General features: G+C 51.9%; 14 protein-coding genes. 7 read left to right on the top strand and 7 right to left on the bottom strand.

What is annotated here, in order from left to right; genetic code table 11:
• Window positions 1-44: 44 nt before the first annotated feature.
• From ABIE19_RS00990 to ABIE19_RS01020, 7 genes are read left to right on the top strand one after another with little or no spacing between them, the layout of a single operon-like run.
• Window positions 45-530 carry a hypothetical protein gene (locus ABIE19_RS00990; protein ID WP_354087245.1) on the top strand — a complete coding sequence of 162 codons (486 nt, stop codon included), beginning with the start codon at window positions 45-47 and terminating at the stop codon, window positions 528-530.
• Window positions 527-1,579 (top strand): glycosyltransferase family 4 protein, encoded by a 1,053-nt coding sequence (locus ABIE19_RS00995; RefSeq protein ID WP_354087246.1) that lies wholly within the window; start codon window positions 527-529, stop codon window positions 1,577-1,579. The genes ABIE19_RS00990 and ABIE19_RS00995 overlap by 4 nt, the downstream gene beginning before the upstream one ends.
• Window positions 1,570-2,886, top strand: coding sequence for a glycosyltransferase (locus ABIE19_RS01000; RefSeq protein ID WP_354087247.1), 1,317 nt, complete (start codon window positions 1,570-1,572; stop codon window positions 2,884-2,886). The genes ABIE19_RS00995 and ABIE19_RS01000 overlap by 10 nt, the downstream gene beginning before the upstream one ends.
• A 41-nt stretch (window positions 2,887-2,927) precedes the next feature.
• Window positions 2,928-5,831: an FkbM family methyltransferase gene (locus ABIE19_RS01005; protein WP_354087248.1), complete on the top strand. Its 2,904-nt coding sequence runs from the start codon at window positions 2,928-2,930 to the stop codon at window positions 5,829-5,831.
• Window positions 5,828-6,934, top strand: coding sequence for a DegT/DnrJ/EryC1/StrS family aminotransferase (locus ABIE19_RS01010; RefSeq protein WP_354087249.1), 1,107 nt, complete (start codon window positions 5,828-5,830; stop codon window positions 6,932-6,934). The genes ABIE19_RS01005 and ABIE19_RS01010 overlap by 4 nt, the downstream gene beginning before the upstream one ends.
• Before the next feature lie 47 nt (window positions 6,935-6,981).
• Entirely contained in the window at window positions 6,982-7,959 is a 978-nt protein-coding gene (gene gmd, locus ABIE19_RS01015) for a GDP-mannose 4,6-dehydratase (RefSeq protein WP_354087250.1), read from the top strand.
• A gap of 35 nt (window positions 7,960-7,994) precedes the next feature.
• Window positions 7,995-8,933 carry an NAD-dependent epimerase/dehydratase family protein gene (locus tag ABIE19_RS01020; protein ID WP_354087251.1) on the top strand — a complete coding sequence of 313 codons (939 nt, stop codon included), beginning with the start codon at window positions 7,995-7,997 and terminating at the stop codon, window positions 8,931-8,933.
• A gap of 129 nt (window positions 8,934-9,062) precedes the next feature.
• Here the strand turns inward: ABIE19_RS01020 and ABIE19_RS01025 are convergent, their stop codons facing one another.
• From ABIE19_RS01025 to ABIE19_RS01055, 7 genes are all read right to left on the bottom strand, one after another.
• Window positions 9,063-10,508 (bottom strand): class I SAM-dependent methyltransferase, encoded by a 1,446-nt coding sequence (locus tag ABIE19_RS01025; protein ID WP_354087252.1) that lies wholly within the window; start codon window positions 10,506-10,508, stop codon window positions 9,063-9,065.
• A 77-nt stretch (window positions 10,509-10,585) separates the two neighbouring features.
• Window positions 10,586-11,791 (bottom strand): glycosyltransferase family 4 protein, encoded by a 1,206-nt coding sequence (locus ABIE19_RS01030; RefSeq protein WP_354087253.1) that lies wholly within the window; start codon window positions 11,789-11,791, stop codon window positions 10,586-10,588.
• A gap of 314 nt (window positions 11,792-12,105) precedes the next feature.
• The gene (locus ABIE19_RS01035; RefSeq protein WP_354087254.1) at window positions 12,106-13,902 is read right to left on the bottom strand and encodes a glycosyltransferase family 4 protein; all 1,797 of its coding nucleotides are present in this window, start codon (window positions 13,900-13,902) and stop codon (window positions 12,106-12,108) included.
• Between the two features lie 8 nt (window positions 13,903-13,910).
• Window positions 13,911-14,774, bottom strand: a complete 864-nt coding sequence (locus tag ABIE19_RS01040) for a hypothetical protein (RefSeq protein WP_354087255.1) — start codon at window positions 14,772-14,774, stop codon at window positions 13,911-13,913.
• Window positions 14,759-15,430 (bottom strand): ABC transporter ATP-binding protein, encoded by a 672-nt coding sequence (locus tag ABIE19_RS01045; RefSeq protein ID WP_354087256.1) that lies wholly within the window; start codon window positions 15,428-15,430, stop codon window positions 14,759-14,761. The genes ABIE19_RS01040 and ABIE19_RS01045 overlap by 16 nt, the downstream gene beginning before the upstream one ends.
• Window positions 15,430-16,071, bottom strand: coding sequence for a KpsE/RkpR family capsule polysaccharide export protein (locus tag ABIE19_RS01050; RefSeq protein WP_354087257.1), 642 nt, complete (start codon window positions 16,069-16,071; stop codon window positions 15,430-15,432). The genes ABIE19_RS01045 and ABIE19_RS01050 overlap by 1 nt, the downstream gene beginning before the upstream one ends.
• Window positions 16,072-16,620: 549 nt before the next feature.
• A complete protein-coding gene (locus ABIE19_RS01055) occupies window positions 16,621-17,382 on the bottom strand; it encodes an ABC transporter permease (protein WP_354087258.1) in 762 nt (253 codons plus the stop codon).
• Window positions 17,383-17,533: the final 151 nt, after the last annotated feature.

The raw sequence follows: 17,533 nt of genomic DNA on the forward strand, positions 1-17,533 counted from the left end.
CAAATCAGCTAACTAGTCACTGCCCTGTCTGGAAATAATTGCTGATGAAAATACTCGTTGCCGCCCATCATGATGAATTGCTTCAGAAGCCGGTTGACAGGCTTTCAGGTGCGCTGCGAGAGCTGGGGCATGAGGTCGAGGCGTTCTTTTTCCCGTTTAACTTTGAAAGTCTGAATATATTGCCTCAATTTTTCGGCCTTCGCCTCATGGAGCTGAATTGTTGGAGCGATGTGTTTTTGTCCATTAGTCCAATTACTGATGTGGCAGATCATCGTCAAAAAATAATCTGGCGATTAAGTGATGATCTTGTCTTTGCGCTAGGCTCATCGTCTCCAAGTTTCGTGGGCATGAATGCAGCGATTGCGGAGGCACGTGCTGTTTTCTGCGCGACGAAAAGGACGCAGCGTGAAATGAAAGAAGTTGGCGTACCGGCGAAATTGCTACCATTTCCTTCCGATGACGATGTTGCCTGGAGAGGTGTCGCTAATAGCCTTGTGCAGGGGATTACATTGACGGGGGGAGGCGCATGAAGGTCGCCGTCATCAATGGTCAAGTGCCATTTGTTTGGGGCGGCGCCGAAGAGATGGCCGTCAATTTCGTTCGGGAGATGCGGCATCGAGCAATTGATGCGCATCTCGTTCGTATTCCCATGCGGTGGGAGCCGCCTGCGCGCTTGGCGACCGAAATGCAAATTAGCCAGATGCTTGATCTGGATCACTACGATGTAGTGATCGGGTCAAAATTCCCAAATTACGGTATTCAGCATCGCAATATGCGCATATGGCTTGTTCATCAATATCGTCAAGCTTATGATCTCTGGGATGCGGGGCAAAGCAATATCCCGAATGATGCCGCCGGCGTCGCTCTTCGTGATCAAATACGTCGGTTTGACGCCGAGGCCTTCGGTCGCGCGAAGCAAATTGCCTGCATTTCTCACCCGGTAAGTGAGCGTCTAAGCACGTACATGGGCATTGACGCCCCAGTTAATCCTCTGCCTGTAAATGATGAGCATCTATTTAAAGATTGCGGTAATGACGGCTATATTTTTGCTGGCGGCAGAATAAATGGTGCGAAACGCCAGGCGATGATAATCGATGCGATGGCGCATGTCAGATCTTCTGTGAAATTAATTATTGCGGGTCCCCCTGAGAGCGAGGCTGACGTTACCGCCTTGATGTCCAAGGTCGAAAGTCTCGACCTAAAGGATAGGGTGAAGCTCGACTTTGGCTTTCTTCCTAGAGAGACAATTGCGAACTATGTTAACAACGCGCTGGCCTGTGCCTATATCCCGTTTCTTGAGGATTCTTACGGATACGTGACTGTTGAGGCGTATCTTTCGTCCAAGCCGGTGATCACCACCAATGACGCCGGTGGTGTCTTGGAGATCGTGAAGCACGGGGTGACGGGGTGCGTTGTCAGCCCTGACCCGAAGAGCCTGGCGGATGCTTTCGATGACATGTTCACTAACGTCCAGGCTGCGCGGACCATGGGTTCCGCGGGCCGAGAGGCTTGGCGCTCGCTAGGCTTCAATTGGGATAACTCCATCGCCACGATTTTGGGGCTTGAGTCATGTCGTTGATTGTTTGGGTCACTCCCGTAAGTAAAAAATCGGCTATAGCTCAGTTTAGCAAGATGATTGTTGATGAGCTTGGCTCGCGCAATCAGGATGTAGTGGTCGTCTCTTCGGAGGCGGGAGCTATTAAGGAGTCGCTGTTTTCCGATTGTGTCGAATATACCGACATTAATGCGATCCGTGCATTGTGGGATGATGGGGCGAAATTTCTCTATAATGTAGGAAATAACTACGATTACCATGTTGGTGTCCTAGAGATTTGCAATAAATTCCCAGGAGTAGGTATTTTCCATGACGTATACTTATATGATCTTTTTTATGGATGGATAAGCTCGTTGAGCCTAGATGCTCATGATGAATTTCTATCTATCCTTTATGGTGAATTGGTTCCGCTTGACTTGCGATCTGTAAAAGATGTGCTCGCTCACCGTGTTGAAAACTTTCCTATGCTTGAGTGGGTTGCGCCCAAGTTTAGTTCAATTATCACGCATTCAAGATTCGCAGCTGATCGTATGAGGCGCCTTGTTCTCGGCCCCGTCAGTTCGGTGCCGCTTGCATACAAAGCGCCAATCCAAGTAGATGTGCCCGACGTTGGACAAAAATCATGCATTCACGACAGGATGATTGTTTCGACGTTCGGTGATGCAAACTCGAATAAGAGAATCGAATCTGTAATTCGAGGTATAGCTAGTTCTGGTGTGCTGAAAGAACGTATCCGATACAACGTTGTTGGCTCCATTTCTGAAGCATACAAGAAGAAAATTACTGATCTTGCATCTGCTTTGGGTGTGGATCTGAATGTCGTGGGGCGAGTCTCATCGGAATCTTACGCCCAGCATATGAACGCCACGGCGGTCGTGTGCTGCCTGAGGTATCCTCCGACGGAAAGCGCATCGGCCACGCTCATAGAATCCCTGCTATCCGGAAAGCTCACATTGGTTACGGATGTCGGGTGCTATTCCGATGTGCCTGACGATCTAGTGGTGAAAATTCCACAAGATGACGAGATTCGAGGTCTTGCATACGGGATGGATCTGGCTCTTCAGAATTTCGAGTTCGCGGAAGCGACCGGTCGGCGCGCCCGCAGTTGGGCGGAGCAGAACTATTCGGTCGACGCGTACGTCGATGGGGTCGAGGCACATCTAGATATTGATGCGGAGGTCTATGGGAATCGCGTCATCTGGCAAAGAACTAGGGATTTGTTGAATACCATATACGTCGACGAACGTGACGAACAATCCCTGTCTTTGCTTGTTGAGAACGTGAGACGTTTTGAAATTCTTGGTGCGCCGTCATCGATTGGTGTGGTTTAGTGAGCAGCGCTGGAATCTCGCTTGCTGTCGGAACCTGAAATATGCGCGGCTTTACCAAATCTGACACTGGGCTGGCCGCCGTTAGGGCGGCGCTTACGTCCCTTCGGGCCGAGAAGAGCCTCTTTGGGCCTGTCACGTTGGGCGATCTCACGGAGTTCAAGCCGGGACGTTTAAGGGGAATCTTCTTGCGAGAAGGTTGGTCTGCCGTCGAAGTTGACGGCGTGTGGTCGCTAGGCAAGCGGGCGACCGTGGACCTGCTATGCCCGTCGAGTGTTGGAGGCGAGGCTGTTGTGGCGATCGCGTTCAGGGCGTTTGTGACGACAGAACGTTCTCAACAGGTCGAAGTTTCAGCCGGCGGAAAGTGTTTGACGGTCGTGCGGATTCCACCAGGGGATCACCGACTTCACATTGTATACCAATCTGTGCCCGTGCAGGATGGGCGCGCCAGCCTTGAATTGTGCCTGCCTGATGCGTGTTCTCCCCGTTCTCTATCCGTGGGTGATGACAGCCGGGAATTGGCCATAAAGCTGACTTCGCTTCGAGTGCTGGCGCCCTCAAGGGATTGTGTCGTCGAAGCGGCGCCTGATGTCGTCTATCACGGCGTTTCTGTTTTCTCCTCGGCGCTTGCAAAGGTTCCCGATGACGTCGCTGACAGTAGGCCTAATACGCACGAGGAAACGTATCGACCCGAAGAAGATCACGAGGCCATAGATCTAGATCTGTCCGAAGCTGTGGGCTCTGGTTTTGGGGCTTTGGGTTTCTGGGCCGAGGAATCGGAGGGACGCTGGACGCGATCTTGCGAAGCTCGTCTCATCCTGCCTCTCGACGGACTAGCGAACGCTAAGGACAAGCTTGATGTCTATATCAGCCTGAGGCCCTATGCGCCGCTCGCGCGGGGGCAGTCGATCATCATTTCGGTGATGAACAGATCGATAAAGTACAAGTTTTCACAGGGTGACGAGAATCGATATCTTGTCTGTCTGTCGGGCGTAAAGCGTGTGAATTCTGAAGCGCTGAAAATCTTGATCCAGACGGAGTCCTTGACCTCGCCGCACTCGCTGGCGGGAGAGGGGGATCCGCGGATGATCGGCGTACAAGTGTCGCGCGTGCGCGTTCAGTCAGCGCGGCATGGCTTGCCTTCCTGGTCTCGCCATCACAAATTGGCACGGGCGCGCCCCGGTATCTTGCATTCCATGCGCACCAAGTTGGATCGGCGACTATACCGAAGTGGCGATCCGCTTGGAAGTGCTGTGTCTAGCATCATTGAGCACTTGGACCATCGCCTTCTGGTAGCGTCAGAAAATATAAAACACTCCGCAGAGGCCAACTCTCTCATGCATAGAGAGTTGGCCAGGTCCATTGATGGAGTGTCTGATGAGGTCCGTGACCTTCGCGGCTACACGTCGATTGATCTACAAGCAGCCGTAATTCTTGCTGTCTCGAGACTGTTCGAAGAATCAAGGTCAATCCAATCGCAAGCGCTTGAAGCTTCGGCCGATAGAATCGTGAGAGATGTATCGGAGTACGGCAGGCAGGTCGTTGTAAACGTCCTTGATGAAAGCCAATCAAAGCAGGAGGCGTCTCTCAACGCCTTTCTTGGTAGTATCATTGCGGAGTTTTCCGCTCATAATCATTCGACAGCGTCCTATCTGCTTGGTGAATCTCGAGCCAAGCATGAGGAATACCTAAAAATTTTGCTAGACAGAATTCTCGGTGCAATTTCCGAGCATACGAGCCAGTCCGTATCCACCATTCTTGAAGACGCAAGAGGCAGGCAGAGCAGAATTCTTGGTGAAATTTCTGAGCATACAAGTCGGTCCGTATCCGCCATTCTTGAAGACGCAAGAAGCAGGCAGAACAGAATTCTTGGTGAAATTTCCAGGCATACGAGCCGATCCGTATCCACCATTCTTGAAGATGCAAGAAGCAAGCAGAGCGAATCCTTCAAGGAACTATCAAGAGAAGTCCAGAATGCAATTATTCAGAATGGGGAGTGGCAAGAGCAACGGGATGGACTGGCGCAGGTCGCAGCCGATCAACTAATAGGCGGATTAAATAATCTTCAAGTCTACGAGGCGCAGATTCAGACTCTGATTGAGGGGCTGCATTCAAAAGTAGACACAACGGTACGGCGTCATAGCATTAGATACAATGAAACGACAGAGGCTATAAGGACGGACCATGGGTATGTTCTTGTTCCGAGTCACGATCTCCCGTTGATCCTTCATATCCTTTCCACTCCCACTCATGGTTACGAGTGGGGGACGTCACAGGTCATGAAGACGGTTGTTGCAGAAGGAATGCATGTGGCTGATGTGGGAGCCAACGTCGGGATGCACACCCTCTTGTTGGCGCGCCTCGTAGGTGAAGAAGGGAAGGTCTATGCCGTTGAGCCATTGACGGATCTTGCCGCCAACTTGAAGCTGGCGATGGCTCTCAATGGGTTTCATCGTCGCGCATCTGTCATCAACGTTGCCGCCGGCGACGCGGCGGGTCAGGCCCTGATAAATAGGGGGCTCACCTCCAGCCATTCGTCATTCCTGCCGCTTGACGACGCGTTAAAGGTTGGTTCTGAGGCGGTGGAGCTCGCGACGCTCGACGACGCCATTCCTGGACAGGTTGATTTCCTCAAGATTGATGCCGAGGGGTATGAGCTGAATATCCTGCGGGGGGCGAGCCGTCACCTTAGCAATCCGGACATTGTGGTCGTGGCGGAGTTCGCTAACAGCTATGTGGAACGGGCGGGGGGCAATGGCGAAGCGTGGTTCGCCACGATGCATCAGCGAGGCTTTTCCTGTTTTCTGATCGCTGCCGAGCCGGGAAGAAATGTGCTTAGTCCTTTGGCGGACATTGCCTTCTTCGAGGATGGGAACTACCTGATGGTTCGTCGTGGCTCCCGGCATTGGAGCAGTTTGATTTCCCTCTCGAGCGCCGCGTTGCAATGAGCGAGACACAGTTGATGATACCTGTCTACAAGCCGAGCCTGTCGGGCAACGAAAAGGCTTATGTAAACGATTGCCTTGATACGACGTGGATTTCATCGGTCGGCAGCTATGTGGATCGTTTCGAAAGTGACCTGGCGCGCTTTCTAGGCGTGAAACACGCTATTGCCGTTTCCAACGGAACCGTCGCGCTTCATCTGGCGGTGCATTGCCTTGGGATTGGGCCCGGGGACGAGGTGCTTGTCCCCACGTTCACTTACATCGCCTCGGTAAATGCGATAGCGCAGACTGGTGCTGTCCCGGTGTTTGTCGACTGCCGCCTCAGTGATTGGCTAGTGGATGCTGAGGCGCTGGAGGCAGCCATCACGCCGAAAACAAAGGCAATCATGGCGGTGCACCTGTATGGCGGCATTTGCGATATGGCGGCAATCAATCAAGTCGCGTCGCGACATGGTCTTCATGTCATTGAAGATTGTGCTGAGGCCTTGGGGTCGACCACAAGCGGTCGGCATTGTGGAGGACTATCGTCGGTAGGAACTTTCAGTTTCTTCGGCAACAAGACTGTTACCACCGGAGAGGGTGGGGCCGTCACGACGAATGACGATGCATTGGCTGCAAGGATGCGCTTGGTGAAGGGGCAGGGCCAATCACTCGATCGGCGCTATTGGCACGTGGAGTTGGGCTTCAACTACAGAATGACCAACATCTGTGCGGCCATTGGGGTTGCTCAGCTGGAACGTGTTGAAGAATTACTTGAAAAGAAGAGAGAACTGGGGCGCTCCTACCGAGAAAGGTTGTCGGATCTACCTTTGACGTTCCAGGATCTCGACCCTACGACATCGAGTTCCGATTGGCTGATTAGCGCTTTGCTTCCTAAAGATGTGGACCGTGACGCGTTTATGTCTCGCTTGGCCGCTAAAGGCGTTGATAGTCGCCCCGTTTTCCACTGCGCGCATGAAATGCCGATGTATTCCTCACTCAGTTCTTCTAAGAACTTCCCAATTTCAACGGAAGTTTCGTCTCGAGGAATTAGTTTTCCGAGCTATCCGACCATTTCGACTGCGGAGTTTGATCAGGTTGTCGATGCAGTAAGGCATTGCCTATAGAAGAAACCTATCTTGGGCGGTCAATGTTGAATACTAAAGGTCAAGTGATGAAAAATAAAACGGCGCTAATAACGGGAATTACAGGTCAGGATGGCGCTTATCTGGCGCAGATGCTTCTGACGAAAGGTTACAGAGTAGTCGGCGTTGTTCGGCGTTTGAGCCATTTTGGAGTCGCTACACAGCGGCTCGATTGGCTCGGGATCACCGACCAGGTCGAGCTTGTTGACGGCGATCTCCTGGATGTTGGCGGATTGGCTCGAATTATTCGCGAGTACAAGCCGGACGAGGTCTATAATCTTGCGGCTCAGTCCTTTGTGAAGACATCTTGGGCTCAGCCCACGCTAACGGCGCAAGTAACTGGTGTCGGCGTCGTAAATGTATTGGAAGCGGTGAGGCTTGAGAGCCCCGATGCCCGATTCTACCAAGCTTCATCGTCTGAGATGTATGGTCTCATTCAGGAAGAAAAGCAGAGTGAGGTCACCCCCTTCTATCCGCGTTCACCCTATGCTGTAGCCAAGCTTATGGGGCATTGGGCCACCGTAAATTATCGTGAAAGTTTCGATATATTTGCCTGCTCAGGCATTCTGTTCAATCACGAATCACCACTTCGTGGGCTGGAGTTCGTAACTCGCAAGGTGACTGATGCTGCCGCGCGCATCAAGTTAGGCCAAGCTAATGAGTTGGTTATGGGCAACATGGACGCTAAGCGTGACTGGGGACACGCTCGCGATTATGTCCGAGCCATGTGGCTGATGCTGCAACAGGACAAGCCCGATGACTACGTAGTTGCAACCGGCCGTACGGTCACGGTTCGTGAGATGGTAAAGGTCGCGTTTGAGCATGTTGGCCTTAATCCGGAAGAATATGTGCGGATTGACCAGGCTTTCTTCCGTCCAGCAGAGGTCGATGTTCTGCTGGGTAATCCGGCCAAAGCGAAGCGTGTCCTTGGCTGGGAGGCAGAAACGACCATGGAAGAAATGATACGTGAAATGGTTGATGCAGATCTCGCCCGCCACGCTCGGTAGCTAGAAGACGCGTTTGAAAGGGGCTGCGCCCAGATATGGCCGATCTGATGCCGCGAGATGGCATATTCCCGCCGGACGGGGCCATCCTCGTTACGGGATCTTCGGGGTTCGTAGGGCGGCGGCTTGTCCGCCGCCTTCGAACTGACGGTTATAGAGTATACGAAACTACTCGCTTTAACGCCGGGGTCAATGAAGGCCGGCTCTTCTTTGATCTGTTTGATCGACAGTCTATTGTGAAAGCGTTAGGCCAAGCAAAACCTGCTGCTATCCTCCATCTTGCGGCGCAATCTTCAGTTTCCGGCAGCACTTCCTCACCATTAGACGCATGGTCAACAAATGCTGGCGGTGCGATGAATATCTGTTCCGCTGTTAAGGAAGTGACCGCGGCTCCGGCCATTATATTTGTCAGTTCTACCGAGGTGTACGGGCGCGCCTTTAATCGCGGCGTGGCTACGGAGATCTGTTCGCCAGAGCCGATGAACCCCTATGCGCGATCGAAGCTGGCAGCAGAGCAAATATTTCTTGATACTTACCCGTCCCATGCCCCTCTCGTTATTGCTCGTCCGGCCAATCATAGTGGAGCAGGCCAGGATGAAAAATTCGCGCTTCCATCTTTCGCAAAACAGTTGAGAGACGGGTCTGACACCATCAGCGTGGGGAATATTGGAGTTCGCAGAGATTTTCTGCATGTTGACGACGTAGTTGACGCCTATGTATCTCTTTTGCAGGGGATATTGACGTTTGAGCGCGGCGAGACATTCAATATTGCCTCTGGAAATAGCCCTACATTGCGGCAGTTGCTCGAGAGAATGATGGATCTGGCGGGTAGCGAAGCCCATATCGTTGTCGATCCAGGTCGGATCAGACTGTCTGATATCCAAGAAGCGCTCGTCGATAGTCGTAAGTTAACCAGGGCAACTGAATGGCGGCCGAAAAGGCCTCTCGAAGAGTTACTGAAAGAGCTTCTCTCCTAGCCGTACATACGCTTCGTATAGAGCCTAATCATCGCCAATGTCTATTGGCAGACCGCTACGTCTGAATTTCATGTATGTCGCATACCCGACGCCGCGCTATCCAGGATTCGTCACTCAGGTCCTTGGGCGCTAATCTCGAAGCACTGGGTCTTTCCGGCAAAGAGCGACCTTTAAAGATCCTGCATCTAGTTGCGATCGGTAGATCGTAAGATGAGATTTGTCGAATATCTGATCGTACTCCCATAGAGCGAAACTCTGCTCGTTTACTCCCTTGCGAAGCTCGGCAAGGTATCCATCGTCAATGCTGCTGCGATGTACATGTCCGACGGGCTCACACATGAGCAGGATCAAGCCGTTCGCCGAAAGTTTAGTTTCAAGACTCCTTAGAAGTTCGACCGGATCTGGAAAATGGTGAAATGCGGAGAAAACGCAGATAACGTCAGCCCATCCGTCTTCAATAGGTAGATTGAGCCCGTCGGCCAAGATGAAGTCGACCGGGTAGCAACTACCTGCCGCGACGTAATTGGCATTGGCGTGCTTTCCGATCATAAGGCCATAAGGGTCGACATCGAAATTGATACGATTGGCGTAATCTAGGCCGGCGATCATCGGGCTGGCATTGCCTCCAACTTCGACGATGTTTAGCTCTCGCCCACTGAAGCGATCGGATATCCATAGATCGGCTAATCGCAACGCCTCGACATGGTCTTCGTTGTAGGATCGATTGACGTTAGTCTGCCGCCACGACGAAGGCGGAGGAAAAACTGCATTTTCGCTCACCTGGACATCGAATGCTAAGCTCGCCTCCGTGAACCATAGTGCGTTCTCTTGAAGCGGTGTTATGTCGAGGCGATAGCTGCCGCCCACGCTCGGTGTTGCTATAACGACAGGGATTGTCATGGAGTGTCCAGGCATGATCGAACACAATAGTGGCGTCCTATGTCCCTCCAGCGTCACAAAGCCTTGACCGTTGGGGATGTCTCGTGACCAGTGATACCCTAAGAGGAAGGGGTAGGCGCCGGATGAGTCGATGGCCTTGTCTCCGCCGTTTCTCAGCGTGACATTCATGGAAAATTGGGTGGACGTGGGGACTTCCGGCAGGTCGAAGATGCAGCTCAACCTGTGGTCGCCCGACACAACATCGATCATATCGACATCGATAGCATCTGCCGAAGTTTCAGACAGAACGGTTGTGCTGCTATTGATAACTCGGTCAATAAACTGATCAGATTCGATCTGAATCCAGCGCTCTCGAAAAACAAACCGGGTACTCAGGATCGACCTAATCGCTTCTGAATCAAGCGCATTATTATACTCCTTTGCAATCATCGCCACCAGTTCCGAGCTTGGCTTCCGCCCGGATGATGTGGCCTTCGTGTCGGGCACCAGCAAAGGAATCCCGTGCATGATGTCGTACTTTCGTCCGTGTCGCTTTTCGATCAACACGGATCCGTTTGACAGCAGGTGGTTCCCGGTTTCGGGGCAGATAAGTGGGGGGGATGTCGGCCTGAAAGTGCGGCTGCGCGCACGAATCTTGTTGCTCAGGCGCGAAACATACTGCCGCAGCGTATCCATTTCGTCCAAACTCCATCTTGAGCTCTGGCAGCTGGTCCATGGCGCCGTGGGCCTGTGGTCGCTTCGGCATCCTGGGATCAACAGCTATTTGTGTGGCTGTACCCGCGTCTACTCGTGTTCGATTGTATAGACCGAATCATTTGTGAACCTAGAGCTTCTAGAGTGAAATTTTGCAAATAGGCGGCTGTAGCTGCGTCGAACTCGTCAAAGCTAAACGTGCCGGCCGCCACCTCTAGATATGGCTCATGATCGTCTGCAGGTCGGTTCAGCAGCATGTGGCTGGCCTTCTCAAGGGCGGCTGCCAGCGCGCTGGGCGTATCGTTGTGACTTAAAACGGAAAGGCCTCCTCCAATGTACTGCAGATTGCTGTTTGAGTAGGTGACAGGAAGGGCGCCGGCGCTTAGGGCCTCGAGTACGGGGATGCAAAACCCCTCGTGGAGAGACGCTGTCGCAAATATATTGCTGTCTCGATAGAGGCGATCTAGGGCCGATTGGGACAGATCGAGTTTGAGCCGGATGCGATATGAATCGGCAGCCTGGCGCGCTTTATCCCTGATCATTTTCAGGATGGACGCATCAGCATGGCGAGATGAACTTGCTATAGTTAGCTGTACACGAAGCGTAGCTGTGGCGGACAGGATCTCTACGGCCAGGAGAAGATCCTCTAGATTCTTCGATTTAACTAAACGACCTACATAGACGATTTTGATCAAACGCCTTGCCGACCATCGTGTCGGAGATCGTCGTATGTTTCGAACAGGTAGAGATATCACCTGTGCCGAGGCGCCGTGGGCAATGACCGCTTGCCTGTTAAACTCACTATCGCACCATATGATATCCGCGCTATGAATAAAGTGAGGATAATCCAAGTATGTAATATCAGAAAGTGCAGTGGTGCTTCCGTGCGCAATGTTCCCAGGCGTTACATTGTGAAAGCGAACTATTCTCAATGCGTGCCCATTTCCAAGCCATATAAGGTTAAATATATTGTGGATAATGCCAACAAAGAATATTATTATGTTAGATTCTATATATTTATTATTAGTTATAAGTGATGATGTATCTTCAAATGTAACAATATCATTGTGGCTAAAGTCAGACCTTCGGCAGAAGATCGTAACATCAAGGCCTGCGGCTTTAAAAGCTAGCCTTGTCGATAAAACAGCGTGACCAATTCCATCTCTATGAAAAAGAGAAGGTACAACCAATGATATTTTGGTAATTTTGACTGGACTATCCATCAGGGTTCTGCGAATAGTTGCTCTCTTGGCGGAAATGCTCAAGTTCAATCTCAAGAATTAGTTGTCTCTTCTTTATGGTCTCCAATTCTGACTTTAACTTCTCAACTTCTGCTATAGCGCCGATGAAGGATGGAAGATAGCGCTGCCACCCTGCTTGGAGGGCGCGGAATTCCAGAACCTCAAGGCTTGCGCCCGGCTCTCGAACGGGGCGGCGTTTCGGGGCGGGCGCGCGCAAGAGCAGGTGCGCCAGGCGACTGCGAAGAGCTCTCGTGCGGCGCGCCAGGGCCCGTCGGATGCTTGTGGAGTTTTTCACCGGTCTCTCGCTGACGTGGTGGAGGTTGTGGCTGGCGGCATGATTAGGCTGTGATGTCGAGTTGCGAGCGGAGCATCAGCATCGTGCAAGATGCTGCGAACGAAATGTTTGCGGGCGCATATATGGCGCGAGAACCAAAAAAATGTCTCAGCGGAGGCAGATCCTCACAGAAAATGACACCTGTGTGACTCCGGCGAATATCGATAAGATAGGAAACATGAAGAGATGCTGATGAAGATATGAAAATCGTGTATTCTTGCTTGTCGCTATAAATTTTTTGAAAATATTGTTTTTCCTCGCTCATTCTTTCTATTAGTATTTGAGTGAAATTTATATTCAATGATAGTGATCTGATTGCCTGATTTATCGATTCATGCTCTTCTGGCGATGTAACCGTCAGTACCTTTGCCTCCGCTCTTATCCGTTGGTGTGGGGGGCGCCAGCTAATCATAGAGCATGCTCTACGAGGACGACAAAATGCCCTATTTTTTATGTGTTCGCCATCGATGCCCAATGGAAGTATTTCATCAGGCGCCCCTTCTGAGGGGGTGCCAAAAACGATGCCTTTGGGCGCGGCGCCTGTTTCTTGATAATGGCGAACGATGCTCCTAAACACCGCCGATCGAATGTCAGGATCGGCTATCTGGATCAGTTCGGTTGCGTCGATGCACAATGGTGTTGGATTATACCCCTGATATTCGTCGTCTAACTTGGGAGCAAATATCTCTCTAAGTTGTGTATTTATGTGCAGTGCGCTGTGTCGTTTTTCCACATAGCTGCGCGCACGCTCGCCTAATCGACGACGATAATCCTGGTCGTTTCTTAGAGCCAGAAGGGCATTGCCAAGCTGTCTTTGATTGGGGCGCACAGAGATCGCATGTGTGCAGTCTTCGGGAATCTCTGCCATGGACCCGACTGGATTCGTTATAGTCGGGATCCCTGAAGACATGGTATCCAGAATAGCGCGTGAGCTTTCGCCTTTCGAGCTTCCTCTAAGCTGAACGGCGATGTCCGCCGCAGCGAGATAGTCCCCATAAACTTCCTTGGTAATACGTCCAGTTATGCGCACCTCGTAGGGGGCGTTCTGAGCATGACGCCGAAGGGATTGCCCATAATTGCCTGGCGCATCTCCGACAAACGCGAGAACTAGATCCGTTGCTCCCTTGTGGTAAGCAAAGTCTGCGGCGTGGGCGATTAGATGATTTAATTTTGTAGAGGATGCAATTCCAAAGGAACACACGAGAATCTTTTCACAAGAAAGCCCAAGTAATGATTTAGATTTTTCTCTATTCTTATTGTAGATGCGTCGTATCTGTGAGATTACGTGAATTTTTCGTGGGTCTAATGTATCTGAAATGAGATTTTTGGCGTGTCGAGAATGAACGATTACGCTCGTGGCGCGCTGCGTTACAAATTCGATCGAGTGCCCATACGTACTAATGGACTCATGAGATGTAGCTAAGTCTTTCTTGGTAATAAGGTCGAGCTCTTCGTCTCCGCATAGAGCGATCTTTAAAAGATCAGAAAGAACGATATCGTGAAGAATTACGTCGCCCGGAACTCGATGAAGAAGCTCGCAAACATATATATGGAAGCGAGAATTGCCGATCTGATACAGCACCCTGTCATAGTGACCGTGCCTTTTCTTTAGAAAATCCGTTGGAGACACTGAGCGAGAACGACTAGTGACGAAGGTCCCTGGCGGGACGGAATCAGTCACGATGTCCACCACATAATCGACCTCGAGGGCAGCACATAGGTCTACTGCGTAATCGGCCACTCCAGTCGGTGACGGAGGAACGGGGGAGACTAGTGCAAGGCGGGGAAGGTCGATGGGCATGATGGTACTTATCCGTCGGCCATATATGTCGCCTTGATATCCCCCAGGCGGTACCAGCCGTCGATGCGCGGTCGTTCAAGGGTAAGGCGAAGGGTATTGACTTCGCCCGACTTCCAATGACGGGTTAGGGAAACGTGATGCCTACCTGAGGCTAGCGAGAAGTGTTTTCCCGAATCCGCTTCGTCAAGAGACGCCCAATCTATTGAAAAGAGTACGGGGTCGTGGTCGGTGCGCAGCTCCAGGTCGAATTCTAGTTGCCACAATCCACGGGGAAGCACGATGTTTGGCCCAAAGGTCAAGCATCGCCGGCGTCCAGTCAGGGGTTGAAATTCGTCACAATCTTGAGGTTCGGGAAAAAAGGCGCGTACGGGCCAGTCGAATTGGGAACCTGCCGGAACCGGCAGAATGCGAAACATGTCGAGCAACTCATGACTCGACACTTCCGTCGGCGCCAAGGATTGGATGGGAAACGACAGCTCGGTCTCTTCGGGCGCATAATTCTTGTAGGGATCGAGCGTGGTCCAGCTTACGTCCAACTGCTCGTGCAACGATGAAAAATGCCTGCTGGTCCACTGTACCGCATACATGGGTTGGATTGAGGCAGCAGTTTCAAGATACTCGACGCAATGGTTCGGAGACGCTGAGACGATAAATATTTTCGTGGCGTAGGAGAGCGCCTGTTCAATATTCTCGCATGTGACCAGCATCCCATGTGTGGCCGACTGCTCTGCCGAGAGGGTGGATGCGTCGCATACGATCCATCCGTTGCTGGCTGCAGATTGATCTAATTGTGCACGCCATGTCATGGCGTTTGGAAACGGCGAATAGATGATAGCGCACGTTCTACGAGGAGGGGTCAGGATCTCAGCCATGAATATATATCAACCGCCTCTTCAATATCGGCGAACATCTTGGCGCGACCGGCTTCGACTATCAGAGCGCGATCACAATTTTGCTTGATCATGGCGAGGTCGTGGGATGCCATTAAAAACGCTCGGTGGGCGCGACGTTCAAAAAGCTCCTCTTGGCATTTGCGCTGAAATCTTGCATCTCCTACCGCAACTAATTCGTCGACTAGATAGCAGTCGAATTCAATGGCGAGCGACAGTCCGAACGCAAGGCGTGCGCGCATACCAGCCGAATACTGCTTAACAGGTTTCTTTAGCGCAGGGCCCAGTTCGGCGAATTCATCGACCAGTTCTATAATCTCATGGTAGTCTTTCTTGTAAATGCGCGCCAGGAATCTAATGTTGTCGAGTCCGGTGAGGCTGCCTTGAAACCCGCCTCCGAAGCCAATAGGCCAAGACGAGGTCATGTCCCATTTTATGCAGCCAGCGCTTTGTTTAAGAACACCGCCCAAGATCTTAATGAGCGTTGACTTGCCCTGTCCGTTACGGCCGAGAATGGCAAGCCGCCCATCTCGCTCGAGGTTGAACGATATGTCTTCGAATACTGGTCGGTTTGACTGCGGGTATTTTTTACCGAGCCCTCTTACCACAAGACCTGGAGAATGGTTTTCGGAGGCCATTATTGCCGGTGTTCCCGGATGCCTGCCCAAACTAGCCATCCCAGTCCATAAATGCTGAGGGTGGACATAAGTACGATGAGGATGGAGACCAGCCGGCGGGGTTCGGTCGATTTGTCTGGAAGGTTGGGCTCGACAATCCGGTCAAGGTAGAGTTGCTGGCGTCGGGCTTCGTTTCGGGCGGAAATATAGGCTGCGGTTGTCTGGGTGACTTCCCGATCTGCGATTTCTCTTGCAAGAAGAAGATCTTCATACCCCCCTATCTGGGGGGCCAGAGAGCCCGTGGCGCCCGCCATTTTCGCACGCTCTATCGAAATCTGATCTTCATAGGCGCGTATGCGTGCATTGATAACCTCGATCTGTGGGCTGCTCGGCGTAAGCGACGTCAGTTGGGCCTTCTCCGCCTTAAGCGCGGCGACCTGTTCCAGGAGCCCGCCGATGAGCTGGGTCATTTCAGACGCTGTGCGGCTCGGATCTATTATCCCAGAGGTGTTACGGAAGGAGGTTAACTTGCCTTGCGCCAGATCGCGCCGCGCTATGGCGTCGTCACGCGATTGCAGGGCTTCCTGAACGGCATTCGATGCGGCGCGTTCGTTCAACTGGTTTACTAGACGTTCGCTGCGGGCGAGGAGTGACGCGGTCATTTTTCGCGCGTCTTCTGGACGGAAAGCTCGGGCGCGAAGCGTGCTGATACCTGTCGAACTGTCATACCCCACCTCCACAAATCGCAGGTAGGCTTCGAATAGGTCTTCTTGCGACCGCCCCTCCCAGGGGCGGGGATATCGAGCTAGGGGGTCGGCATGGTTGGCTCGAAGGGCTAGCGGGAGGTCAATATCCTGAGCTAGACCCTGCATGCCTGTGCGAGACAGAACGAATTCGTGCACAGCGAAGGCATCCGCCTGTCCTGCGGGCAGCCCGATACCCTGGAGAGCGACGCCCAAGCCAGACGGTTGCGGCTGGGATGGCTGTCTGACGATAAAGCGAGCCTCCGACACATACTGGGGCGTGGCGATCAGAGTAAAGTAGACAGTGGCTGCCAATGTGGGGGCTACGACAAAACCTAGGAAGCTAAGAGGTAGCCTTCTCCACCACTGGCGTGGTTTAATTTTTGTTTCATCATTGCCTAACTTCGGGCCGCGATATTCAACCTCAACGTGGGTCATTGGGTATATGCTTTGTTTGAGCGTTTATATTTATTCGACATCGATCCGGTCCTGGGATAAGGCGATGAGGATTATGCCGATGGCGTTCATGCCAAGCCCCCAGAAAAAGGCGTATGCGACATTGTAGTGGGTTTCTACAAACTCACCAAATATGCCTGCCCGTAACATTTCGATTGGGTGCGGGAATGGAATATAAAGAAAAATCTCTTGGAACTGATGCGGCATCCAGGCAACCATGATGAATGCTCCGGAAAATGGAACGAGCAAGTAGGTCATTAGCCCTACAACGCGCTCCAAAACCTCAAATCGCATTGATAGGCCGGTTAGTAAAAGTGCGAACCCTAGGCCTATCCAAGTTAAGAGGAGCCATCCAGAATATACCAAAATCATGTCCTTGGGTAGACTCATTTCCCCTAATGACATGAGAATTACATATACAAAAATAAAAGCGATGGTTGTTCCGCAGAATTCTAGAATATTGCGGGCTGCAAATATATGAATTGGTGATACGAACCTATGGTGAAGAAGCCCCATATTCGCCTGCAGGGCGGAAAGGCTGTACGTAACCATGTGTCTTAGAAGAATTAGGCACATATATCCGCTCATCATGAATGCGGAAACTTTGATGCCATTCGAATAATCAGGTTTTGTCAAAGTCCACAAAATAAGGACGGCAAGGCAGAAAATGAGTGGCTCTAGGATTAACCAGGCGAAACCAATGCCTTCGCGACCAAAGCGGGTACTTGTCTCCCGCATCATTAGGGCGCCGATAATCCTGGCGTGATTGATCATTGGAAGCCGACTGCGTGGAGGTTAGAGGTGGGCTTTCGCCGTCGAATGAACCAGTGTGTCTACACGTTTTTTGTGGCGAGCGTCCAGCAAAGCAGCGGGGACGTGGGGCAGGTTCGTAGAAGCTCGTGGGCCGAATAGGATCGACCCCCTC

Source organism: Brevundimonas faecalis (assembly GCF_040549405.1).
Classification (GTDB): Bacteria; Pseudomonadota; Alphaproteobacteria; order Caulobacterales; family Caulobacteraceae; genus Brevundimonas; species Brevundimonas faecalis.